At 47.9% G+C, this 24,295-nt stretch carries 19 protein-coding genes; 4 read left to right on the forward strand and 15 right to left on the reverse strand.

Features of this window, described 5'->3' with window-relative positions; all coding sequences use genetic code 11:
- The first annotated feature begins 403 nt into the window (after positions 1-403).
- From MKY44_RS27530 to MKY44_RS27540, 3 genes are all read left to right on the forward strand, one after another.
- Entirely contained in the window at positions 404-1,594 is a 1,191-nt protein-coding gene (locus MKY44_RS27530; RefSeq protein WP_341009482.1) for an AGE family epimerase/isomerase, read from the forward strand.
- Positions 1,591-2,775: a glycoside hydrolase family 130 protein gene (locus MKY44_RS27535; RefSeq protein WP_341009483.1), complete on the forward strand. Its 1,185-nt coding sequence runs from the start codon at positions 1,591-1,593 to the stop codon at positions 2,773-2,775. Before MKY44_RS27530 ends, MKY44_RS27535 begins: the two co-directional genes overlap by 4 nt.
- Positions 2,776-2,915: 140 nt before the next feature.
- Entirely contained in the window at positions 2,916-3,992 is a 1,077-nt protein-coding gene (locus tag MKY44_RS27540) for a substrate-binding domain-containing protein (RefSeq protein ID WP_341009485.1), read from the forward strand.
- A 75-nt stretch (positions 3,993-4,067) separates the two neighbouring features.
- Here the strand turns inward: MKY44_RS27540 and MKY44_RS27545 are convergent, their stop codons facing one another.
- From MKY44_RS27545 to MKY44_RS27555, 3 genes are all read right to left on the reverse strand, one after another.
- Entirely contained in the window at positions 4,068-4,745 is a 678-nt protein-coding gene (locus MKY44_RS27545) for a hypothetical protein (protein ID WP_341009487.1), read from the reverse strand.
- Positions 4,746-5,071: 326 nt separating this feature from the next.
- Positions 5,072-6,499, reverse strand: coding sequence for a pectate lyase family protein (locus MKY44_RS27550; RefSeq protein WP_341009489.1), 1,428 nt, complete (start codon positions 6,497-6,499; stop codon positions 5,072-5,074).
- A 290-nt stretch (positions 6,500-6,789) separates the two neighbouring features.
- The gene (locus MKY44_RS27555) at positions 6,790-7,305 is read right to left on the reverse strand and encodes a DUF2179 domain-containing protein (RefSeq protein WP_036671622.1); all 516 of its coding nucleotides are present in this window, start codon (positions 7,303-7,305) and stop codon (positions 6,790-6,792) included.
- A gap of 346 nt (positions 7,306-7,651) precedes the next feature.
- Between MKY44_RS27555 and MKY44_RS27560 the strand changes: the two genes are divergently transcribed.
- Positions 7,652-8,866, forward strand: a complete 1,215-nt coding sequence (locus MKY44_RS27560) for a Leu/Phe/Val dehydrogenase (RefSeq protein ID WP_341009490.1) — start codon at positions 7,652-7,654, stop codon at positions 8,864-8,866.
- 772 nt (positions 8,867-9,638) lie between these two features.
- Here MKY44_RS27560 and MKY44_RS27565 read toward each other — a convergent pair.
- The 12 genes from MKY44_RS27565 to MKY44_RS27620 form a co-directional block, all read right to left on the reverse strand.
- Positions 9,639-11,306, reverse strand: a complete 1,668-nt coding sequence (locus MKY44_RS27565) for a hypothetical protein (RefSeq protein WP_341009492.1) — start codon at positions 11,304-11,306, stop codon at positions 9,639-9,641.
- Between the two features lies 1 nt (position 11,307).
- Positions 11,308-12,093: an ABC transporter ATP-binding protein gene (locus tag MKY44_RS27570; protein WP_036606587.1), complete on the reverse strand. Its 786-nt coding sequence runs from the start codon at positions 12,091-12,093 to the stop codon at positions 11,308-11,310.
- 234 nt (positions 12,094-12,327) lie between these two features.
- Positions 12,328-13,836, reverse strand: coding sequence for an RICIN domain-containing protein (locus tag MKY44_RS27575; RefSeq protein ID WP_341009494.1), 1,509 nt, complete (start codon positions 13,834-13,836; stop codon positions 12,328-12,330).
- 361 nt (positions 13,837-14,197) lie between these two features.
- Positions 14,198-14,827: a PepSY domain-containing protein gene (locus MKY44_RS27580; RefSeq protein ID WP_341009495.1), complete on the reverse strand. Its 630-nt coding sequence runs from the start codon at positions 14,825-14,827 to the stop codon at positions 14,198-14,200.
- A 237-nt stretch (positions 14,828-15,064) separates the two neighbouring features.
- A complete protein-coding gene (locus tag MKY44_RS27585) occupies positions 15,065-15,865 on the reverse strand; it encodes a PepSY domain-containing protein (RefSeq protein WP_341009496.1) in 801 nt (266 codons plus the stop codon).
- A gap of 78 nt (positions 15,866-15,943) precedes the next feature.
- Positions 15,944-17,320, reverse strand: a complete 1,377-nt coding sequence (locus MKY44_RS27590; RefSeq protein WP_127550369.1) for a sensor histidine kinase — start codon at positions 17,318-17,320, stop codon at positions 15,944-15,946.
- Positions 17,317-18,072, reverse strand: a complete 756-nt coding sequence (locus MKY44_RS27595; RefSeq protein WP_339311339.1) for a response regulator transcription factor — start codon at positions 18,070-18,072, stop codon at positions 17,317-17,319. The genes MKY44_RS27590 and MKY44_RS27595 overlap by 4 nt, the downstream gene beginning before the upstream one ends.
- A 55-nt stretch (positions 18,073-18,127) precedes the next feature.
- Positions 18,128-18,772 (reverse strand): SDR family oxidoreductase, encoded by a 645-nt coding sequence (locus tag MKY44_RS27600; RefSeq protein ID WP_127550365.1) that lies wholly within the window; start codon positions 18,770-18,772, stop codon positions 18,128-18,130.
- A 316-nt stretch (positions 18,773-19,088) separates the two neighbouring features.
- Positions 19,089-20,270, reverse strand: a complete 1,182-nt coding sequence (locus tag MKY44_RS27605) for an NAD(P)/FAD-dependent oxidoreductase (protein ID WP_036606574.1) — start codon at positions 20,268-20,270, stop codon at positions 19,089-19,091.
- 24 nt (positions 20,271-20,294) lie between these two features.
- Positions 20,295-20,741 (reverse strand): DUF1641 domain-containing protein, encoded by a 447-nt coding sequence (locus MKY44_RS27610; protein ID WP_017691658.1) that lies wholly within the window; start codon positions 20,739-20,741, stop codon positions 20,295-20,297.
- A gap of 680 nt (positions 20,742-21,421) precedes the next feature.
- Positions 21,422-23,221 carry an RNA polymerase sigma factor gene (locus MKY44_RS27615; protein ID WP_341009497.1) on the reverse strand — a complete coding sequence of 600 codons (1,800 nt, stop codon included), beginning with the start codon at positions 23,219-23,221 and terminating at the stop codon, positions 21,422-21,424.
- A gap of 37 nt (positions 23,222-23,258) precedes the next feature.
- Positions 23,259-24,191 (reverse strand): hypothetical protein, encoded by a 933-nt coding sequence (locus MKY44_RS27620; protein ID WP_341009499.1) that lies wholly within the window; start codon positions 24,189-24,191, stop codon positions 23,259-23,261.
- Positions 24,192-24,295: the final 104 nt, after the last annotated feature.

Here is a 24,295-nt window from a genome sequence, read left to right on the forward strand (position 1 = left end):
CAAAATGAATTCTATTATGGTAACGCTTACCTGTCAATTAAATTATTTATAACTTAACAAGAAAAATTGCGATGCATTTCGTTGACATCTGTTTTTCAGAGCACTAATATGGATTAATAAAGTTACCGATAACTTAAATATATAAATTGATTAAACATTTACACGAAACGTAGAGGACAGAAAGAACCTGAAGAAGCGGAGCGTTCGCCTAAAAGCTTTCTGAAAGAAAGCTACATCGGAAGCATACGCTATCCCCGGATTTCCCCCTTATAACAAGGAATCAAAAAAATCTGGGGGTAACAGCGATCGGAAGGTTATTCTGTCATCGGAGTGACCAGTGTAAATATTCTTTAGTCCATTTATGAATTAAGATTTATGTAACACGTTGAAGGAGCGCTCACTTATGAATACAAAAACACCCCAACTCCAATCTGAGATTAAGGCCCATTGGGAGAAGCAGATTTTACCCTTCTGGTCCAACCTTAAAGATGCAACCCACGGTGGATTCTACGGCTGGGTTGGCAATGATCTTCAGGTGAATCCACAGGCACCCAAAGGCGGGATCGCCACGGCACGACAACTCTGGTCTTTTGCAGCAGCCTATCGGGTTACCGGAAACGAAAGGTGGCGCGATCACGCTGAACATGCATATCGTTTTCTCGCTGACCATGTGATGGATACCGAATATGGCGGTATGTACTGGATGGTAGATTACACAGGGGAAGCGCTGGACACGAGCAAACATGTGTATACGCAATCGTTCGGTGTGTATTCACTCAGTGAGTACTATCGTGCAACCGGGGATGCTTCTGCATTAGAACTTGCGAAAACGCTTTTTGCTCTTATCGAGGACAAAGGTCTGGATGCCGAACTACCTGCTTACAAGGAACAATTTGATCGTACATGGAAGGAACAGCCCAATGAAATGCTGAGCGAAAATGGGGTTATTGCGGATTACACAATGAATACACATATCCATGTGCTGGAGGCCTACACCACGCTCTATCGCGTGTGGCCGGATCAACAAGTGAAGGCAGCGCTGGAACGCCTGCTCGGAATTCTATATGAACGGGTGTATGACCAAGACACCAAGTTTCTCGGGGTATTTTTCAACAAACAGTGGGAATCCATCATCGATCTGCGATCGTTCGGACATGACATTGAAGCCAGCTGGCTGATCGACGAAGCACTGAAAGTTCTGGGGATGGAACAACATCCAGAGTATGCGGCGATGGTCACAGATATTGCCTATAACATCTCCAATGTAGCCGTGAATGCGGATGGTTCACTGTTAAATGAACAAGAAGGTGAACATATCGATGAGAAGCGCATTTGGTGGGTTCAAGCTGAGGCGATGGTCGGTTTCTATAATGCGTATCAGCGTACAGGTGATCCACTGTTTCTGGAGAGAGTGGAACGCTTGTGGACCTATACGCAAGAAAACATCATTGACCAGCGTGCTGGCGGGGAATGGTACTGGTCGGTGGACGGGAACGGCACACCGGATCAGAGCGAAATTGCCGGACCGTGGAAATGCCCATATCACAATAGCAGATTCTGTATTGAATTAATCGAGAGGATGGGATCAGAATGATACACCCGAAATACAAGGAGTTACTGGAGAAACAGGAGCAGTTGCTTACTCACCCCAATGAGATCAATTCTTCCTTCTACAACGGCATATATGATCGGTATCAATATCCGGTAATCACTCGCCATCATGTACCGCTGCATTGGAGATTCGATCTGGATGAGACGACGAACCCTCATTTCATGGAACGCCTGGGCATTAATGCAACGTTGAATCCGGGAGCCATCTATTTCAATGGCAAATACGTCATGGTCATCCGTACGGAAGGATTGGACCGTAAATCGATCTTTGCGCTCGCGGAGAGTGACAATGGAATTGACGGATTCCGTTTCACGGGTAAACCATTGGTCTGGGATGATATCGATGCGGATGAAACCAATCAGTATGATATGCGCCTCGTTCAACATGAAGATGGCTGGATCTATGGCATCTATTGCTCGGAGCGCAAAGACCCTGATGCTCCTGCATTTGATACATCCAGCGCAGTTGCACAGGCAGGACTGGTTCGTACACGAGATCTCACAAGCTGGGAACGGTTGCCCAACATCACAACGAATTCCCCTCAACAGCGCAATGTCGTATTGCACCCGGAATTCGTGGATGGAAAGTATGCCTTCTACACCCGTCCACAGGACGGATTCATCTCGACAGGCAGTGGCGGCGGAATCGCCTTCGGACTGTGTGAGGATATCTTGAACCCGGTCATTCATGAAGAGACGGTTATTGATGAACGGCAATATCATACGGTATATGAGGTCAAAAACGGCCAAGGCCCTGCTCCGCTCAAGACGGATCGTGGCTGGATTCACATTGCTCACGGGGTTCGGAATACCGCAGCAGGCCTGCGTTACGTGTTATACACATTCGCTACGGATCTGAATGATCCGACGCGTGTGATTGCCAAACCGGGCGGCCACTTCATTGCCCCTTATGACGATGAGCGGGTAGGCGATGTGTCCAATGTTATTTTCTGCAATGGTGCTGTAGTCAATGAAAAAGAAGAAGTCTTTATCTATTACGCATCCAGTGATACCCGCTGTCATGTAGCAACAACGACTCTGGAGAAACTGGTCGATTATACGTTCAATACACCGGCTGATCCGTATCGTTCCCTGGACTGTGCCAGCCAGCGGGGTCAGCTGATTGAACAGAATGAGAAGCTTTTACAGAAACAATTAACGTAACATCGGTAGAACGTCCTCTCAGGGAAACCTGCAATGTGCTGAAAATTAGCGAAACAACAGCCAGAATGGCTTTATTCCAAGTGGGTAACGATGTATACTGATATGGATTGTTATTATGTGCGGAGAAAGCGCTCATCATAATGACAGCACATTGTGCCTATACCGGCTTGAAGGAGGCGACCATACTGAAGAACAATATCACCATGCGGGATATCGCCGACAGGCTCGGGGTCAGCAGTGTGACCGTCTCGAAAGCATTGAATGATAAAGATGGCGTGAGTGGCGAATTAAAGGAAAAAATTAAAGTGCTTGCTGTTGAAATGGGCTATCGGTATAACGCCGCTGCCCGTTCCATGAAGGAAGGCTTAACCCATAATATTGGCGTAATTATCCCGGAGCGTTTTACCGGGCCTACGCAGTCGTTCTATGTACGCGTGTTCCAGCGCATCACCAAACATCTGGAGGAACAGGGCTACTACGGCATTCTGCACATTCTGAATGTGGAGGATGAGGAAGAATTAACGTTGCCCAAGCTGTACAGCGACAACAAGGTCGATGGTTTCATCGTGCTCGGACAGATCAGTAAAGAGTATATTGAACTGGTGAGATCAATGGAAGTTCCCAAAATGTTTCTCGACTTCTACGATGAGCATTCCGATATCGATTCCGTCGTTACCGATAACTTCTACGCTGCCTATGAGCTAACGAACTATCTGGTTCAGCAGGGCCACCGTGACATTGCTTACGTGGGAAACCTGTATTCCACGAGCAGCATTCAGGACCGATTCCTCGGATATTACAAATCCTTGCTGGAACACCGCTTGCCGATGAATCCAGATCTGGTTCTGAATGATCGGGATGAACGGGGTACGTTTATTGAGATTAATCTGCCGGAGCAGCTGCCAACGGCCTTTGTATGCAACTGTGATCAGGTCGCTCATCTGCTCGTTCAAAAACTGACTTCCATGGATATTCAGGTACCTGGCCAATGCTCTGTTGTTGGTTTTGATAATGATATCTATGCCACGCTCTCCGATCCCAAGCTGACAACTGTTGAAGTGGATGTGGAACAGATGGCACGCACGGCAGTTCAGTCCATGCTCAAAAAGGTCGACAACCCAAACCGCAGTTTCGGCCGTGTACACGTGAAAGGTAATATTATCTATCGTGAATCGGTGAGTGCTGCGTCTGCCTCATCAGATTCTATGGATGTCTAAATTATAGAATTAAATAAACGAACACAGATGACTGGCCTGTATCTTAGTGGCCAGTCTTTTCTGATGCATTGGGGCTTAAGGACGGCGATGATCTGTTGAATCCCTCAAAAATGTAGTCGTTCTCCAAATCGAGAGGATGAGGATCAGCTCATACACATTGGTTAAAGTTCCGGTTTCCACTGGTAGGGAGATTAACTGCCCTACAAACAACAAGGCAGTTCCAACAAACAGCCAAACCCATTTATGTTTGAAAAGAACGACCAGGCTAACCAATAAGAGTTCAAGCCCCACGATGATCACCATCATCGGCGGACCTCCATGACCTTCTGCCATATATCTCAGTACTCCATACTCTTCTATAACCTTGAGATTTTTAACCTCGGATAAAGTAAAACCTACAATCTGGTAGATAACCAAACCTAAAGTTATCAGCCATGCCACCACACTCGTTATACTTCTATTGGCAAACTTGGCACCTGAGCTGCGCAAGATATGGTAGCCAACAAGAATAAGGGTAGGGGTAGCAAAGGCATGTAGCCAAAATCGAAGGCTACTGAGGACCATTAACACTTCCCCATTGCCTATCAAATTACCTACAGCAATAATTCCATTGTCATATGCCAAGCTGAATGCTACGAATAGCTGAAAACTGGAATACGCGAGCCATTGCTTCCTCTGGGTTAAATCGACGGCCATCCAAACAACAAGTATCAAATAAACAAGAGTAAGTGCGGAGTATATCCATACATCCAAGCTGCTTCACCATCCTTATTGATCAATTTTAATAAATTATATTTACCGGTAAGTAAAATTACAAGAAGTACTTGTATAAATGGTTAATTTGTCATAAATTACTCACAAAGGTAATGAAGATAAATAAAGATTTAAAACGATCACCGGGGAGACCAACACATACTGTAGCTGGAGATGATCCACCCTAACAAGGAGTCACTTTTCAAGCGGCCCGCCGAACTTTATATGGAGCTAAATTATATAAAAAGAGCACCCCCGGCTATCGTAGCTGCAGGAGCACTCTTTTCCTTATTTGAAGAATGAACAAGCAACAGGGTACTCTGATATCAATAACTTGTCTTCAACCAATTGTCCTTGGACCAGGTCAATTTACCCGAACCCGCGCCATTGGAAGCCGTGAGGCGTGCATTCAACGTGGATGGATCATCCGTGGTATAGCTGTAAGGAAGTGTCGAGAAACCGTTCCAGGAGAACGATTTTATCACCGCCGGGATTGGCGCCAGTGGACTGCCAGACGTATCACTGCTGCCACGGAATGAGCTGCCATCCAAAGAATACATGGTATCAGTCACTCTGATTTTGCCGGTATAGGTTGGGTCTGCCGGATCGGTCTGATTGTTGCGAACAGGATACAGCACGTCCTTGATGACTGATTTCTCAACTAATACGGCTCCGCTCTCTGTGGAGATTGCCCCATTGCCAATGATATCGAATTTATAACCTTTGGACGCAATCGCTGTTGCCATCGCCGTTGTAATTTTGGCTTTAGCGGCACGTGCCCCTGTCGAATCCATCACGATGTTGTATGCATGTGCGTTTCCTCCACGCAGGCGTGGCATCCGGTCCTGAATATCCTTGTAGAGATTATGGTGCAGCGTCATGGACAGGTTGGCGTTAGCTGATTCCAGGCTGGTCGAACCGACCAGATGTCCTTTCTTTTGTGGTCCTGAGATGGCGATAATATCGGCTTTGCTAAGACCTACCGCACTGCTGCGAAGGTAGTTGTACATGGGATAGGAAGCCTTGTTTGCTTCCAATTCGTTAATCTGCTGAGTAACCCAGCTGTTCGAGCTGCCGTCATCCCCTTTGAAGAGGGACCAGGAGATGGTCACGCCGCTGGTTCCTTTTTTCGAATCGACGAGTCCGTCATAGGCTTTATTAAATGTGCAGTGATCAATCCATACGTTGCTGTTCTCCTCCAGAGTGATGTAATCCCAATCGTTCTTGTCGTAATCACCTTTGGTGGATTCATCCCATTCCCATAACTCATCAAATTCCAGGTTGCGGATGATGACATTCGAGCTTCGTTTCACGCTGATCGCAGCGTGTTTGATCTTGGAGCCATTGGCGGAGAAAATCGTGAGTCCATTGAAACCGTCAATCGTGAGCTTGCTGACACCGGTCTGTTTTAATACGGGATGCGTCAGCGCATCATTATGCTTGGCAAAAGGAGAAGTCTGCGCAGCGCTCGGAATTTCATTCCATCCCAGATTCAGATCGTTCATGATTTCAACAACTTTGACGCCGGAGTTCTTTTTCAGCGCCAGTGCCAGATCGGTCGCATTATACACTTTCTTATACGTGGCTGTGTTTGATTCGCTGACGATGCCGCCGCCCGCGTTCCCTTGGGAGAAGCCTGTAAGATTGTAGTCTGCGTTACCCGCCGCCTGCACACTTGCCGGGCCGGACAATAAAGTTAACCCCAACGTTAGAGCCAGGGCTGTGCTGCATAAGCTTCGAAATTTAGTTTTCATCGATTCCATTCCTCCCAAAATATGATGATGACATTCGTCCATCGCTGCCATGCCAGGTTACGAAGGACATGTTCTCAATGTAAATTTTGAAAGCGATTACAACAATAATCCCTATCTCACATGTGGTTAGGAAAGGCTGGTATGGTAAGGGTTTGTACTGTAAGCAACCTTGAATCGTACAGAGTTAACTTGGGGAGTAAGGTTTCAGGGATATATCGTGGTAACAAGAACATTCCAGATGGGATGAAATTAAAAAAGCAGGACTGCATCTGCCGCAGACCTGCTCGATTTTACTTTTTGATGGAACGTGTCCAGAAGCCGCCATGGAACTGTTTGGGCTCCACGGTAATGACAAATGCTTTCGGGTCCAGACTGAGAATCGTCTGATAGAGCAGTTTCTGGTTTTTACGTTTCGCCAGAATCTCCATCACAAGCCGATCCCCGTCACGTCCACTACCCACCCACGCAGTAACACCGTACCCTTTATCCCGCAGGGCATTCGCGACGCTTCCATCCAGCTGATTACAGATTACTTTAACGGTGATATAACCGAGCGCAATCTTTTCTTCAATCCACGCTCCGAGCAGCACACCCAATCCGTAACCTACCGCATATACAATCAGGGCCTCCGGTTGTTTCAGATAGTTTAACACCAGATTCAGACCGAGCACATAGATCACAATCTCACCCATGCTGATCAGTGCGGCGATGTATTTCTGTCCTTTGAGTGTCAGAATCATCCGGAGTGTATAAGCGGATACGTACACAATCTGGATCAAAAAGATAAATACCAATATTTTAAACAATCACAATCCCTCTTTCCTGGCCCTCACAACGGAATTGGCCCTTTGCTGCATATACTCGACGATTTCGTTTCATCTATGCTTCCTGTATGTTCGCTCTATCTCCATCATTGGACGTTATGCCCTCATTCTAAACGGTTGAATGTAAATCCGTAGGCATTTTCTGCTCTCTGGCATGCCGGAACTGCAATTATAGAACCGTTTGTACCGATTATCAACCCAGCAGAGGTCCCAGGGTCGAAAACGGGGGTCTTTGAATATGCTGTATCATCATAAAGCCAAGCACGCTCGCACAGGATATCAGGTCAGAACCAGGATGGATGGGTCAAAACAAAAAGGGGGTACCGTCATGCAGCTATGGCAGGAGATGGAGCGGGAAGGCATGGAGGAACTCATTTTTTGCCATGATGCAGATAGTGGATTGAGGGCGGTCATTGCCATTCATAACACGGTCCTTGGACCTGCGCTCGGCGGATGCCGCTACTGGACGTATGCATCCGAGGAAGAAGCTGTTCGGGATGCTGTGAAGCTTGCCAAAGGCATGACGTACAAAAATGCAATCTCCGGACTGCCGTATGGCGGCGGGAAAGTAGTCATATGGAATGTGCCTTTTGTGAAGAATACAAAACCGGATGAGGATGGTTGCGGATCTCAAAGTGTTGAGCAGGTCGCTGGAGATCTAGGGGTAGAGCAGCAAAAGGGCGCTCCCGCTGAACGGAAAGTCGCCGCTGATGAGATGACACATCCACAAGATAAAAGTCTGGATACGGACGTATCCAAGCGGGCGCAGCGCTTTCGAGCACTGGGTCGTTGTCTGGAGCGGCTAAATGGACAGTACGTGACCGGTCTTGATCTGGGTACCACGGCGACAGACATGGACCAGATCCGACTGGAGACCGCATATGTGACGGACACCACGGGTTCGCTAGGGGCGCAGGATGACTTCACTGCCGAGATGACCGCCTATGGCGTACACATCGGCATTGTGACCTCGCTGCGCCAGCAAGGCATTGCATCTTTGCAGGGCATTCCCGTTGCCGTCCAGGGACTGGGCAAGGTCGGGTATGCCCTGTGCCGTTACCTGCATGCAGCCGGGGCACGGCTCATTGTGGCAGACGTTGTACCGGAGCGTGTACAACGTGCCCTTGTGCAGTTCAGCGGCGCCATCTCGGCCGATCCGGCCCATATCCACGCCGCTAACTGCAAGGTCTTCGCCCCCTGTGCCCTAGGGGGCGTACTGACCCCGGCAACGGTGGAGGAGCTGCGCTGCTCCATCGTTGCCGGGGCGGCCAACAACCAGCTGAGTGAACGACAGCTAGTTGCAGGCCGCATGCAGGCGCGCGGTATCCTGTACGCGCCTGATTATGTGCTCAACGCAGGCGGAATCATCTCCACCGCCTACGAGCTGGAAGGCGCCGGGCCTGACCTGATCCGCCAAAAAGTGGCGGGGATTGCAGGCACGCTGAGCAAGGTATACGCAGAGGCTACGCAATCTGCGATCTCCACAGCGGATGCAGCCGATCGGCTGGCGGAATCCATCCTCCGATCAGGCGATAAAAAATAGGTCGCCCCACTCTGCCACCTGAGTATCTCCATACCGCCAACACCTTCTCCGCCACGCTATTGGTTCAAAGTTATAATATAACCGGAACTCATCATGGGCTTCACTGCATTCCAACGGATTCCGACGTGCCGAAAGAGAACCTCCACTGCTTTACTCCATGCTAACGAATCTGATACACGCTATTCGCCCCTTTTAGTATGATTCTAATATCTAACGAATTTCAGACACGTTATTTTGCCTAATTTGGTCCTTTTTCGAGGTAAAAAGCTACTTTTCGAAAGGATAGCGTTCCTGAGATTCGTTAGAATATATTTTTCTGATTATTCCCCTGAATAAGGCGCCTTAGGTTCGTTAGAGCTGCGGACAAGGAGATCTCTATCAAAAAGGGCTAACCTAGACATAAATGTCCCGGTTAGCCCTTCTAAGCTCTCATCACTATGTTCTTCTCATCTCTAATCTCTTATCACTTTGGTTCTTGGTTCTTGGTTCTTGGCTCTCTGTTTCTTTTGTCCTTGATTCTTTGGCTCTCGTTTCTCTGGTTCTTCGTTCTTTAATCTTCGTTCTTCGGTGTTTAACTCTTACTTCTCCGATGCACTGCACTTTAATTTCTTAGTTATCTAATACGTCAGCCCTTTGGCCACTTTGTTCCAATCGCTCTCTGCGCGGATTGCATTGAGTTTTCTTGTAACTATCCCTCTTATTGCATTCGCTCTCTTGTTCGTTCCTTATTTCCTTCTTTTATTCTTTTACTCTTTTATTCTGTTGCAACTTCTCAAACTGCAACCGACCTCTTCTTCGCTGTCTTCTTCTCTCGATACAGCAGCGTCCACAGCAACACATTCGCTACGATCAGTATTGCACCATATATCCATACGCCCCCCGATACCGAACGGAAAAAGACATGGACTCCCCATAACATGGCAAGCACAGGGAGGGCGGCGAATACATACCAACCATCACTTTGCTGCGCCATACTGAAGGATTGGGAGAACGGCGGCTTACGCAGCAACAACTTGCCTGCCAGTGGTACAAGGGCAGTCGCCGTCAGCATAATAATCGCAATATCCGGCAGTATCCGTGATCCAAATGTCCAGGTGAACAGAATGGCATTTGCCAGAAATATCGGTAGGAACATGTTACACAAGAACGCCTTCAGAGCGCCTTTATATAACGCGCTATCATTCGCCATCGGTGCAGCGCGAAAGGTCCAGAACGCCTTGTATTGTCCTGAAAATTTCAGCATGACCACCACCGTTACAACCAACATCAGTACGATGTAAAAGGTGTATACAAACGAACTTTGTCTAAACTCCGCCCAACTAGAAGATTGCAATTCGGTAAACCAAAATACATAAGGTAAAACAAATGATAAACCAAGCGATGGATACACCTTCAGCTTGAATTCCCGTTCATTACGCATCATGCTGGCTGACAGACGGAAGCAAGCCTGCTCCTCTCTGGAACGACTGACCACCTTGGAGATCAATCGATCCCATCTTCCGCGTCTGCGTCCAGAGGACTGACCCGAATGTGCCATCTTTTCCAAATACAATTCAAAGGAAGGCATAAGCTTCACATATATGATCAGACTTACCACCGGAACCAAGACTGCAAGGGCTGTGAACGTGTAGATCCACACATTACCGCCCCCTGCGAATAACCATTCATATGCGGCCGCATACCATAACGGAGGCAACAGCAACTGCCACCATGCCGGAGTAAATACCATACCAAAATCAATAATGCTGAACGAACGGATGACCAGCTGATAACCGATTGCAATCCCCACCGAGAGCAGAATCTGTACCATATTGATCATATCCTTCAGCTTCTCACCATCCAGAAACTTCATCATGAACAGATAGATCAGAGACGTTGTCACCAGAATCAGCATATTGATCAGAATCAGTTCTACAAGGAAAATCAGAAAGAATCCGATCCCATGCGTCACCAACGCGGCAATTAGCGGTATACCGGTTAATGAACCCGTCAGCAATAGCAGATAAACGCCCGCATGTATGGCTCGGGCCATACCTACCGTTCGTCCATTAACAGGCTTGGTCATAATAATATTACGGTCCCGAATGTCCAGCAGCACGGAGGAAAAATCCGAGATCATGGACGTCATGATCATAAACATTAATATGCCGAACACAAGTCCCATCTGAAGCATGAAATGCCCCGTATCCCAGACAATGAAGGGAACCATCATCAGTCCCATTAATCCATACAACCATAGGGATCGAAGAAACTGATTACCTTCCTTGCGCTCCTTTTTCCCTGAATTGTTGGATAAAATGGTAGGTACTCTACGTTGATCCATCTGGAACTTCACTCGCAAGATCAGGCGCAGCACATCATAATCCGCTCCTGTTCTGGCGATGATCGGACGAAAGCGATCCAGAATCTTGAGTGTGCGGAAGTCGGAGGATTCCTCCATATCAGTACACCTCCTGCACAATGGATACAAAACGCTCCGCAATGGCTTTATGCTCATTGAAGCCTGTCAATTGATTAAATACTTCCTCCAACGTCCCTTCCATGGACTGCTGTTGAAGCTGCTTGAACGTACCGTCTGCCACTACGCGTCCTTCAGCGATCAGTACAATTCGACTGCTAATCTTCTCCACCACATCCATGATGTGTGACGAATAGAAGATCGTTGTGCCTTTGGCTGACAACTGCGACAAAATCTCTTTGACTACCATCACACTATTGGCATCCAATCCGCTGAGCGGTTCATCCAGGAACAACAGATCCGGGTCATGCAGCAGCGCAGAGATCAACAGCACTTTCTGACGCATACCTTTGGAAAAGGATGCAATGCGGGAATGATATGATTTTTCCATTCCAAAACAATCCATCAATAGCTTGGCTTTGTAATCCGCATCCTCATAGGACATACCGTATAGCTCCCCCGTGAATGTCAGATACTCCGCAGGCGTTAATTGTTCGTACAATTCCGCCACCTCCGGAACATAGCCGATTCTGCGCTTATACTCTACATCCCCATCCGCAATATCTTTACCAAAGATCCGCACCGTGCCTACATATCCTTCAACCAGCCCGAGTAAAATCTTAACCGTCGTACTTTTGCCAGCCCCGTTTGGGCCAATATATCCGATCATCTCACCGCGATTCACTTCCAGATCGATGCCGTTCAGCACATAACGTCCGTTGTATCTCATACGCAAGCTTTCAATGGATAGCACTTGTTGTTCACTCACTTCGTTATCCAGCTCCTGTCTCTATCTTTTTCTACAATTCTACTAGCTTACCACAGATTGGGATGGTAATGATCGGAAATAGGTCACGATATGAGCCATCATCTGCATATCCCTTTCGAGTAAAAGCATCACGTAACATGCGTGAATACATCACAAAGCCCCTGTCCTACCTTATGGTAAGAGACAAGGGCTTCCACTTTATGATGAACCTTATTTTATAATATTTAAAACGTCTTATTGCACCTTAACAATCTGAAAATGCTGATTCGTGCCGCCATTATCCGTCCACTGGATGGCCGCAGCCCCATCTTCCAGGGATTGACTGGAGATGTCCAAGACCTTGCCTGTACTGCGGTTCTTCAGTTTATAATAACCACCACCTGCACTGACGAGCTGCCACTGCTGGCTGGCCCAACCACCATCATTCCACTGTTCAATGACAGCCCCGTCGTTCGTGGAACCATTCTCCACGCCAATTAGCTTGCCACTGGAACGGTTGATGATTTTGACATAGCCGCCACCCGCATCGGTAATCTGCCACTGTTGACTGGCTGTTCCCCCATCTGCTCGCTGCTCCAGATCCGCACCGTTGGCGGAAGAACCCCCGATGACATTTAGCAACTTGTTACTCTTACGACTAATCAGCTGATATGAAGCATTCGGGTCCCATACATCCGGTGTACTCACTCCGGTCACAGTCCCTGTTGCTGTATCAATCGTAATACTGCTGGCCCAGTTCATCGCCAGACTGGTTGCACTAGGGAATGAAAGTGGCAGCCAGACATACTTGGAATCCTGTACCGGTCCGCTCCATGCACCAGCCCAGCGATCACCCATGTAGAGATAGGATGTGGTCTGTGAACCTTCTACCGGAACAACATAGGTGGATTGAGAACCATACGTTGTGCTGTCTCCAAAGTTGCTGAGGCCGCTCCATGTGCCTGTAATGCTGGTGGCTGTGGCATATTTGGCCTGATTCGGATTCCAGCCAGTCGCACCCGAGGTGATCAGGAAGTAGACACCGTCTTTTTTGAATAGGGCAGGCGCTTCACGATATTGTCCAGGCCACAGCGTTGTGACTAAGGATTCCACACCCAGGAAATCGGGGGTCAGCTTATATATATTCAGATCAGCATTCACTCGGGTCGCAGAGATCAGATAAGCCGTTCCGTTATCGTTGTACACCGTCATATCTCTGGAATCATACCCAAGTGGACGATAACTGCCCACATACGTGTAATTACCATCAACCGTATTCGAAGTAGCTACGGCCACTCGGGCCTCGCCATAATCCAGACCATTCTCTTTATGCATCCACAGCACATATTTGCCAGTCGAACTGTTATAGATGACTTTCGGGCGTTCAATGTTGGAGATATTTAGCTCGGCTGCCGAGCTGCTGGTCAGCACATCATTGCGATACTCCCAGTTCTTCAGATCCGATGAACGATACACGGACACGGCCTTGAACGTTCCATTCGGATTCCGGTTCTCTCCAAACCAGTAATAATATCCATTCGCCTTGATCATCCCGCCCCCATGAGCATGGACGACATTGCCATTGGTATCCTTGAACTGTATCCCGTTCGTTACACTGAGCGGAGCAGCTGAAGCAGTCGGTCCGGATGCGAGCAGCATCCCTATTGATTGCAGCGCCAAAACCAAAGCAAGCAGATAACTTAAGCGGCGGGTAAAGCGACGGGAATGTGTATTCTTTTTCAACCATCCATCGTTCATAGCCATATCGTAATGCACCTCCATGTTTTTTATGAAGCGCTTACATAAATTTGAAATCGATATGTCGCATCTGCCTCCGATCGATGATGCATTTTAGCATTAGAATTCTTGGTAAAACTGGCTGGCATTCACCTCCCTGACTCTGATTGTATCCGCCACGTTCCTGCTCGCATAGTGAACAATCTGGCGGAAGATGTACAATTTTATACTCCGTTCTCTCCATAGACAGCAAAAAGACGCTTCCCCCGAAGCGTCCCCTGCTATACCTGCCCTGCCCCTCCATGATGTAACGATCTCTAGCTGTGTGCGGCTGTTCATAGGCAGGTTTTTATATGATGTTTTATCGGCGTATACTCGCCCTTATTGCTTAATCTTGGTCGTCAAAATCCTGGTCGAACGATAACACCTTGCCTGTGTTGGCATCAATATCTACATCTGCTTCACCTTGAGCGGTTCTCAGCTCGATCTCATACACATAGCGACCATCATCATGATCCAGCTCGACTTTGGTTACTTTACCACCCGTAACTTGTTTCAACGCAATATTTGAAGCTTGGGATGCCGTCAATTTGACCTGCTTGGAAGCAGAGGTGTTAGATGTTTTGCCTGTTACATTTTCTTGATAGTCATCGTCATCATCGTAGTCTTCATCATTCACGACTGCCAGGATTTTGCCTGTGTAAGCATCCAGACGAACAACAACATCATTGGTTCCTTTTCTGTCGATCTCAATTTCATAGAACGTTTGGCCGTTTCTGCGCTCCAGATCCACGTCATCCACTTTACCATCGGCTGCTTTCAACGCTAGCGCTTTCGCTTGGGATGCATTCAGCATTTTACCTGTGCTGTTCTGATTTTGTGTTACGGATTGTGTTGTTGACGTTGGTGTAGTTTGCACCGCTTGTCCGTTCACATTCCCGCTAGCCGCTACGGCTGATCCACCAAGTAATACTGCTGCTGACAAGCTACCAATCCAAAGTTTATGTTTGTTCATCATCATCATTCATCTCCTCGTTTGTTGTTTTCGTTCTCGTCTACATTTATAGAATAACCTGCAGGAATGAGAGATCAGCGAGAGTTAGATTAGAATTTGATGAGAAAATGAGGAGAGTACTCATTTAACGGGTATTCATGGTCCATGTAATTGAAAATAAATGAAAAAGATGACCCCTAAACTAGGAATCATCTCTCTAAAGCAGTTTAACACTATATTTAATGTGTTCCTTGTAACATGTTAATCATCGTCCTCATCCCAAGTCACGGAACGAATCGCTCCCGAGATGGCATTCACCTGCACAATTGCCTCCCGGCCATCCTCCAGATCAATTTCAACCAGATAATATGGATTCCCGCTGTTGGTTCCACGCAGTTCGATGTCGTCCACTTCCCCTGGAACCTCCGCAAGTGCCTTCTGTTTGGCTTGTTTCTCGCTCAGAAACTGAGGTTTGGGATCATCCTTTGTTGGTTCAGTTGTTGGGGCTGTTATTGTTTTGGAAGCTATCGTCTCCCCCGTATATGGATTAATCGTGAGTTCTTCACGGCTGTTATCCTTTGCCTTCACTACGGCGGTGTATACCGGACTGCCTTGTTGCTCCACAAGTTCAAGCGAGACCAATTGGTTATCTGTTTGTTGTTTTAACAACGCCGTCTTGATCTGCTCGCGGCTCCATAACGTCTTCTCTTCCGCTTGCGGGTTCGACTCCAGCCGTTTAATGGAATTCACAGCAGCTGTAACGGCATCCACTTGCACATCATATAGACCGGTCTCCGAACGGAGCTGCATGATATACGTCCCGTCCTTCAACGTGGAATTCACAATCTCCCCTGGATATTGATTCAGTACGGATTGGGCTGCCGCATCTGCCGTAAGTACCGCACCCGTCGATTGCCACGGCTTCCACCAAGCAACAGCTACCACAATCAGCACAACGAGAAGCCCTGTACCCCACCAGAGTGATCTTCGAGATTTCGCCCATTCACTGTTCCCCTGTTCATGCCGTTTCATCTCCGGTGGTCGCTGCTCATGCTCTGTCATCACGTTTCCCCCTATGCACTCTCTTATCATCCCCAGTTGATCTGATGCTTATCAGTATATAAGAGAAGAATGAGAATTTCATGAGAGCGGCCCGTTCTGAACCGATAAAGGCAAAATAATCGAAGCCTCGGTGCCTTCACCCTCGGTGCTGGTCAGTTCGATCCGTGCTCCAACTGCTCCTGCAAGCTCTTTGGCAAGTGACAATCCCAGACCTGAACCGCTTGCGCCTAAACTGCGTGTTCTGGCCGGATCAACCCGGTAGAATCGGTCAAATACCTTCTCCAGCTCGTCCTCCCGCATACCAATCCCGGTATCCACGATCCGAATACGGCACTCTTGCCCCTTGGCTTCCAGCCTGACTTCAATTGCATCTTCACTATACTTCCGGGCATTATCCAGCAAAATAAATAACAGTTGCTTCAGCTTGCTCTCATCGCTGATCGCCCAGATTGAACCTGGATCTTCACACCGGACTTCGCGGTGATAGGCTTCGCGAAACGCACGTGTGGAGTCTGTAGCCAGTCTCGTGATATCCACACGCTCCAACTGTACATTCCACTGCTCTGGCTGCTTCGCGAGCAGTAGCAGTTGCTCGGTCATCTCTCGCATGCGAACCGATTCGGACAGAATCGCTTCCACCGCTTCATCAAATACCTCGGGCCGCTCTTTCCCTCGCCGCTGTAGCAGACTGGCATAGCTTTCAATAATGGTCAGCGGTGTTTTGAGCTCATGTGATGCATCGGATACAAACCGTTCTTGTCGTTCAAAGTTGGATTCGAGTAGATCCATCATCCGGTTAAACGTCTGTCCCATCGTTTTCAGTTCATCCTTCGACCCTTCCTCCAGTGGAAGACGCTTGAATTGGCCGCTGGACTGAATGTCACTCATCGTGCGTGTCATCTGCTGAATCGGTCTGGTCATCCGATTCGCCAGAATCCGGCTGGAGATAATGGCTGGAATCAGAGCAATAATCGTGACCGCCACAAGCACAGTCCGAAGTACAGACAGACGATTCTCCGTCTCTGCAATGCTCTCAGTGACCTGTACATTCACCACCTCGCCATCAGGCCAGATGACCGGGACTGATACCCACACATAACCAATCTGTTCTACTTGGGTATACTCGGATTTCTTCTCACTTTCGTACTTATAAGGTAGCTTGCTCAGCTGCTCGGAAGCTGCTGTTGTTGTCACCGGGGAACTGGTGCCGTCTTCATTAACGATCCGAAGCATGCCGTTCACAGGCGCGTAGGCCCGCAACAAGTCATCCGGCGGAATGGAGCCGGCAGACTGACGCACTCCTTTGACAATAGATTCCGCTTCCGCTTCCACCCGATTAACCTCGTTATCAATCGACATCCGTTCAAACACGATGTAGACCGACAAGTTCACCGCGATTAACAGCACAGCAAATAATACAGACGAATACCCGTAGATTTTACTGCGCAGGCTCATAACTGTTCCTTCAGGACGTATCCTACGCCCCGTACGGTATGTATTAAGGGTGGTGTGAATCCGTTATCCACCTTTTTGCGCACATAACGGATGTACACATCCACCACATTGGTATCTCCATAATAATCGTATCCCCACACGGCCTGCACAATCTGGTCACGACTGAGCACCTGACGTTGATTCTGCAGCAGATACACGAGCAGGTCGAACTCACGTGGAGTAAGCTCAATGGCCACACCATCTCGGGATACCTCTCGCGTTCCTTCATTTAGTTTCAACCCGGCAGCCGTCAACCAGCCCGCCTCAGCTTCATCCTGATGCCCAGAAGAGTCATTCCCCGTATCAGCAGGTGTAGACGAAGAAGCGGAAGAAGCAACCGACGCCACTGCACTAAGCCGCAATGCAGCTCGAACTCGGGCAAGCAGCTCTTCAATCTGGAACGGCTTGGTGATGTAGTCATTGGCTCCGAGATCCAGGCCAGATACTTTGTCTTCTACCGAATCTTTGGCAGTGAGCATAATGATCGGTACTGTAGCGTCTTTGGCCCGAACTCGACGCAACACCTCAATGCCACTCAGACCAGGCAACATCACATCAAGCAGAATCAGATCCCACTGTCCTTCTGCATACTTCTCCAGTCCTTCTGTTCCACTACCAGCCTTGCCTACCTGATAGCCCTCATACTGTAGTTCCAGTTCCAGCAGACGTGCTATTTTGGGCTCATCCTCTATGACCAGCACGGCTTCGTTCATGCAGCGCTCCCCCTCATCCCCATCATTTCATTCTCCCGTTATCTTACAATAACATCTACAATTTGCCCAAGGCATCTTCAACCGGATGCTCCCCGGCAATCAGATCAAAGGCCATTCGGTACGTCTTCTCTTCCTGCAAAGAAGCCACGATTACGCGGGCTACATCTTCACGCGGGATGCTTCCCGGCTCCAGATCGGTTCCAACTGCAATCTTGCCTGTGCCCGGTTCATTCTTCAGACCACCCGGGCGAATAATTGTGTAATTCAGATCACTTGCAAACAACACACGATCCGCATAATGTTTCGCCACGTAATAAGGCTTGATGGACTCCGACCATTTCTCCCGTTGATCTGCGCCATACGCACTGACCAGAATATATCTGGAGATTCCTTGCTGCTCTGCGGCTTCCATCGTTTTCACCGCACCGTCGAGATCAATCAGCAGTGTTTTGTCCTGACCGGTAGATCCGCCAGAACCCGCCGTAAACACAATGGCATTATGATCCTTCATTGCCTCAGCCAAGTCCTCCACACTACCCTCCAGATCACCGATCACCACATCTGCACCAAGTTCCTTCAGTGCATCCGCCTGCTCCGGTTTGCGGATCATAGCCGTTACTTTATGTTTGCCTTCCTGTGCCAGCTGCTCCACCACAAACTTACCGATTTGCCCATTCGCTCCTATAACTAAAACGTTCATACGTCATTTCTCCTCTCAGTTGAACGGGCTGCTTGTTGTTGCTCCCCGTTCCTTTTATTTAAAGATGCTCATCCTATAATTTAAACGAAAGCCGGCGCTTCTAAGCGCCGGCTTCATGTCCATGCCTGTTCAGTACATCTATGAAATGTGAATTCTTCCGTTGTCCCATTAATATGCCATATACCCTAGGTGGTTTATACGCCACCTCACATTGACCACTTCTGCCATACCTTTTTCCCATCTGAATATCTGTTATCCTTTGTAATCGTGACAACCAAAAAGGACGCCCAAAGGGCGCCCTTGAATGGCATTAAGATTAGTAAGCCAGTGCGAACAAACCGTGAATATGAGCCAGGTAACGGATGTTACTTGCTTCTTTCATCATGGTTGCAGGCAGACCTTTCAGACGAGTCTGGTTGCCACCGATCATGCCGACAGCATCTTTACGACCCAGACTTCCCAGCGTACCGGAGAATACTGGTGTGAAGGATTCCATTGCGCCACCTTTGAACATAACGCCCAAGTTGTGACCAATAGTCTCACCCATTTGCCAAGCCAATTGTGCTGTTGGAGGGTAAGGGCGAGCGCCTTCGCTAGGGAAGACCACTGCGCTGTCACCAGCAACAAACACGTCTTTGTGAGAAGTAGATTGCAGAACTTCCGTAACTTTCGCACGGCCACGATCCACTTCAATTCCGCTGTTAGCAACAACAGCGTTGCCTTGTACGCCACCTGTCCATACGAGTGTGTTCGTAGGGATGGAGCTGCCGTCTTTCAGCAGAACTTCGTTTTCTTTCATCTCGGTAATCGCTACGCCAACGATGAAGTTAACGCCACGTTTCTCAAGACTTGATTTAGCACGCTCAACCAGCTCCGGCGGGAATCCTGCCAGGATGGAAGGACCTGCTTCAACTGTGTACAGGGATACTTCTTTGAAGTCGATGCCTTTTTCTTGACATACTGCAGGAAGCAGGTCAGCGAATTCGCCAACAAGCTCAATACCTGTCAAGCCGCCGCCACCAATAACAAACGTAGCGTCTGCTTTGTTGCCGGACTGTTTGTAAGCATCAAGACGCGCTTCAACGTGTGCACGAATACGGTTTGCATCGCTAACCGATTTGAGCGTGAAGCTGTACTCTTGCAATCCCGGAATTCCGAAGAATGCCGTTTCGCTGCCCAAGGCAACGACAAGTGCATCGTAAGAGTATGTGGAGCCGCTGGTCATCAGAACTTTCTTCTCGTCCGGCTTGATTGTATCCACCGTATCGATTTTCAAGTTCACGTTTTTGCCACGCAGCAATTTTTCGAGTGGAAGAGCAACCGCTTGTTCAGCAATGCTTCCCGCTGCAAGACGGTGCAGTTCCGTGATAATTTGGTGTGTAGGGTAACGGTTCACGACAGTAATTGTCGCTTCTTCCGGAGACAAGTATTGACGTGCAGTCAATGCAGTCAACAGACCGCCGTATCCTCCACCCAAGATCAAAATTTGCTTCGACATATCCATCCTCCGTTCTTCTAAGTCTTAACGTTTCGGTTGTTGACGCTCGTTCAAGATGCTCAAGAAAGATTGAGCAAAACGAAGCGATTGTTGTACGTTTGGATCTTTAAGCATTTTCAGCATTGCGAACAAGCCAACTGAAGTTTGCTCTGTTTGCGCACGGTCATTGGCTTCGATGGCAGCAGAAGCTACACCTTTAGCTTTGTCTACAACAGGCTTAGCGAACTCGCCCATTGCGCTCATTGTGTCGCTGATCAGAACTTTGTCTGTGGCTACACTTTGTGCAAAGTCATAAGCTTTTGTCATAGCAGTAACCATTTCAGCCAATTTAGGCAGGTTCTCCACCAGAACGGTTAAAGACTCCTGTACCTCAGGCTTCATCAATTGATCCAGAACGTCCAAGGACTGGCGCTCGGAAACGTTGGCACCTTCTGTAACTGGCACCTCTTGTTGAGTAGGCGATTGTGACATAAGAGAAAGTCCTCCTTTACTTTGGGATAGAAGTCCGCGACTTTCATGATGCCTGTCAAGCAGAGCCGAACCACAAAATACATCGAATACATCTAAATGTACCAAATTTCACACAATAGGATGAGCGTAGCTCAGGGCCACTCCCATATCATGCATTGTATCTTGGATCTATTGCGGACAACATGTGTTGACGCACAAAACGACAAGCAGGCCGAAACCGAACTCTATACCCTTATATTACACCTCTTACACATGAACATGAAAAAGAAATTTTTTACACTTGTGAAGATATTGTGAACATTGTAGCAAAATCGATTTTTTTGTCAAGCATTGCGGTCGGATTAAAATCGATTATTCTCCTGTCCCAGATCCGTCATCCTACCACATGTGGTATGAAGACAAGATCCCATATGACCATATGTGCGATATGTACACAAGGAAGGATTTTTTCAACTAATGATTCAGGAATTGTTTTCCAAAATCATGAATTTCATGCAACGAAATTGGTCACTGTCGTTATTATGCAGCTAGGGGTACAGCCTTATTCCTGAAATGACATCATTTCTTGTTCAAGTATGAACCTATTCTGGCATGAAAGCAAAAAAGAAACCAAGAAGGCCTGACGAATCGTCCTGCCTCCTGATATTTGCTTTACTATTCGCCCGATTGAATCATTTAGGTTATCCCATAACTATTCCTGGGGAATGCTGAGCCATTCCTTCAAGCAACGCTTTTATTACAACGACGGCGGCTCGCTCCAATTCCTCCACTTCCAGAAGTATCGAGATAGCCTGATCGGCATGAAGCTTCTCATTAGGCAGTCCTCCTTCTGGAAAAGGAAATAGTTCCGCGAGTGTATTTAACTTTTGGGACATGTTTCGATATAACTCTTCTGCCTGGAGACAGAATGGAATCAAGCTGGAATAACAGGCAGTCGGCGCCCACTGTAGAGAAAGTTCTTTGAAAAACTCACTTGCATAACGTCTTGCATCCCACAAAACCGCAATGTTATAGGCGTGACCGTTCGGTTCTACCCGTCTATATTCTAGGGCTTCTCTCCAGACTGCATAGGCAGCCACACCACTGACTGTGTTCGGCAGGGTATACGGGTCCTCCCCACGATAATGAGCCAAAACAGCTGTCAGTGCCGCGTTCAAATTCATTTCTCGTATCATGCCATCCGATTCCGCTGCCAGTACAAATACTTCCTGATTCACACCCCGGCCTACATGATCATAGGGAATTGTTCCTGATTTAATGAAATCGGTACCGTATAGGGTTCGGGCTGCATCATCATAGCCATAGATCAACCCGAATTCGGGAATATTCAAGTCCCACACGACGGCCGGAATTCCCCGATGAATGGAGTAACGTATCAGGGAGAGGGCCTGAACAAGTCTTGGATTAAGCAACCTTTTCCCCTTGGCTTTCTCCTCTAGCATCGAAGGATCAACCAGATTGGCATTGAGTCCCGCTTCGCTCGCCAAAGCCTCAACCGCATGGGAACGATAACCCATATGTTGCAATCCTCTTGTAAGCACCTCTTTGAAGTTATAGGCGGTGGGTCCAGCGATATGTATGTCCTGAGGCAGGATGGTTAAACGAAAAGAAAGTCCACTCATCCCCAGAACCATGGGGAGAGACGGAGATGGACCGATATAACCTAACATCTCGTGAATGGACGCTGCTGCCGAGTTCCAGGTTTGGGGAGCCCGAAACGAAAGGGGTTCCTCCAGAGTCACTCGATTTTGCCCGAGTGAATTCCACTCTGCCAGCATTTCTTCTACAGATAGATGAATATGAAGCTGAGACACTTTTTTACGTGAACGGGACAGAATTTGATACACATTGGCAATTGTCAGATTGAATTTGCAGGCCATTTCTTGCGGTGACAGCTGCTCCATCCAATATGATGTGAAGACCTGTTGTTCTCTTTCATTCAGACACCCCAGCAGCCTATGGAGATTGTTCCTCATTTCCTGCTGAGCAACAGCTTGATACGGATCATAGCCTGTTTCCTGCGATCTCCGATTTGAGTCATTCAAAAGATGATTCAGCGTCATGTCGAGCGAGTCTTGATCGCTCCATGAGGTATCATCGGCTCCAAATCCAAATGCAAAAAACGAAGAAAAATGTTGTTCCCGCTGCTGCTTTTGGCGCTGCATATGTGAGTACGCCTGATTACGCATAATGCGCTGCATCCAGGCCATAAAACGCTCAGCATTCTGAAGCTGTCCCATATGAATGAACGCACGAATAAGCCCATCCTGTAAAATGTCTTCTGCGAGATAAGAATCATACGTAAGTGCTCGTACATAACGAAACAATTGCCCACGGTAACGGTGAATTAACTCTCCAAAGGCCTCTATATCCCCAGTTTGGGCTCGTTGGATAAGCGCGATATCCGGCTCCTTTTGCCGATCCTCTAATGTCTCATCTTCCCCTGGCCTGATATGGCGATTGTTATTTAATCCATCCATGTATATCTCCCTTTCTTATAGCGTCGCTTCACTTTCATTACTCCATCTTCAAAATAGAAGCTTCGATCATTGCTTCCGTCTCCGCGAGTGCCACCATGATTGTCGCAGCAGCCTCCCAGTTCCGAGAGACAAGACGGGATTGGCATTCCCCAAATTGGCGGGATTGTGCATATTTCAAAGCAGAAAGGTCAGGATGGATTGTGTTAAAAAACAAACCATAATCATGGGCACGACGCGCGCCTACTGGAAGAGCAAAATACACATAATGAGCCCACTCATTATCATCGATTGCTCCAGTACGAACCTGTTCCGCCTTATGCAGAATGGCTGAAGCTCCGGTTCGTCCTTCCTGTGCAGCAAGATCATGGGTCTGTTCTGTAAGGGTTGATTTGAACCAAGTGAAAGCCCGGCGGTTAATCTCCTCCAGATCAGGATGTTCAATGCGTTCAGGACTCCACCATCTTCGATAAACACCGCTACTCCATGGGAATTGAGACTTCCATGCTTCCTCAAGTTTATCCAGTGTCAGGAAGACATTCGGAAATCCAGCCGGGTCATGCAGGCATATTTCATCGCCCCTCATATTGAGCGCCACTACATAATGATCGCAACCACCCAGGTTGGGAGAGTTGGGATTGTAGACGAGTTTGCCCATATCCAGCGGACCCATCACTACAGGACCCTGCTTCAAAGCCTCTCTTAGCTCATCAACAGGCATCTCTGTACCCCGTGCTTGCACACTTTCGCGCACACTAAATCCCAGAATGCTCATCGCTTTGCTAATCGCCTGATCAGGACTAGATGTACAGTCATCAAAAAATAGAAGGTCTTCCTGCGTGCGGAAAGCTCCCAGGGAAAAGCCACCGATGGTTTCAAGCAGACCGGGATCTATCTTTTCTCCAATGGACGACAGCAGCATTGAAGCTGAATTGGCGTAGCAATACGCACCATTTCCAATATAATTGTTCATATCATAACATCCTCTCATTCCTTTAATGAAGCACGCGATTAAGCAATGCCTATACTTAAAATGACTCTTCGTACAGATCATTTCTGACAGAATATCCAGAACAA

The sequence above is a fragment of the Paenibacillus sp. FSL R7-0026 genome (genome assembly GCF_038004485.1).
GTDB classification, from domain to species: Bacteria; Bacillota; Bacilli; order Paenibacillales; family Paenibacillaceae; genus Paenibacillus; species Paenibacillus xylanexedens_A.

Bases quoted from the DNA above. Each gene is read 5' to 3' on its own strand.
- MKY44_RS27595 (WP_339311339.1), bottom strand. From the start codon at position 18,072: ATGAACGAAGCCGTGCTGGTCATAGAGGATGAGCCCAAAATAGCACGT.
- MKY44_RS27535 (WP_341009483.1), top strand. From the start codon at position 1,591: ATGATACACCCGAAATACAAGGAGTTACTGGAGAAACAGGAGCAGTTG.
- MKY44_RS27560 (WP_341009490.1), top strand. From the start codon at position 7,652: ATGCAGCTATGGCAGGAGATGGAGCGGGAAGGCATGGAGGAACTCATT.
- MKY44_RS27600 (WP_127550365.1), bottom strand. From the start codon at position 18,772: ATGAACGTTTTAGTTATAGGAGCGAATGGGCAAATCGGTAAGTTTGTG.
- MKY44_RS27530 (WP_341009482.1), top strand. From the start codon at position 404: ATGAATACAAAAACACCCCAACTCCAATCTGAGATTAAGGCCCATTGG.
- MKY44_RS27620 (WP_341009499.1), bottom strand. From the start codon at position 24,191: ATGAACAATTATATTGGAAATGGTGCGTATTGCTACGCCAATTCAGCT.
- MKY44_RS27585 (WP_341009496.1), bottom strand. From the start codon at position 15,865: ATGACAGAGCATGAGCAGCGACCACCGGAGATGAAACGGCATGAACAG.
- MKY44_RS27610 (WP_017691658.1), bottom strand. From the start codon at position 20,741: ATGTCACAATCGCCTACTCAACAAGAGGTGCCAGTTACAGAAGGTGCC.
- MKY44_RS27565 (WP_341009492.1), bottom strand. From the start codon at position 11,306: ATGGAGGAATCCTCCGACTTCCGCACACTCAAGATTCTGGATCGCTTT.
- MKY44_RS27550 (WP_341009489.1), bottom strand. From the start codon at position 6,499: ATGAAAACTAAATTTCGAAGCTTATGCAGCACAGCCCTGGCTCTAACG.
- MKY44_RS27605 (WP_036606574.1), bottom strand. From the start codon at position 20,270: ATGTCGAAGCAAATTTTGATCTTGGGTGGAGGATACGGCGGTCTGTTG.
- MKY44_RS27615 (WP_341009497.1), bottom strand. From the start codon at position 23,221: ATGGATGGATTAAATAACAATCGCCATATCAGGCCAGGGGAAGATGAG.
- MKY44_RS27575 (WP_341009494.1), bottom strand. From the start codon at position 13,836: ATGGCTATGAACGATGGATGGTTGAAAAAGAATACACATTCCCGTCGC.
- MKY44_RS27580 (WP_341009495.1), bottom strand. From the start codon at position 14,827: ATGATGAACAAACATAAACTTTGGATTGGTAGCTTGTCAGCAGCAGTA.
- MKY44_RS27590 (WP_127550369.1), bottom strand. From the start codon at position 17,320: ATGAGCCTGCGCAGTAAAATCTACGGGTATTCGTCTGTATTATTTGCT.
- MKY44_RS27540 (WP_341009485.1), top strand. From the start codon at position 2,916: ATGACAGCACATTGTGCCTATACCGGCTTGAAGGAGGCGACCATACTG.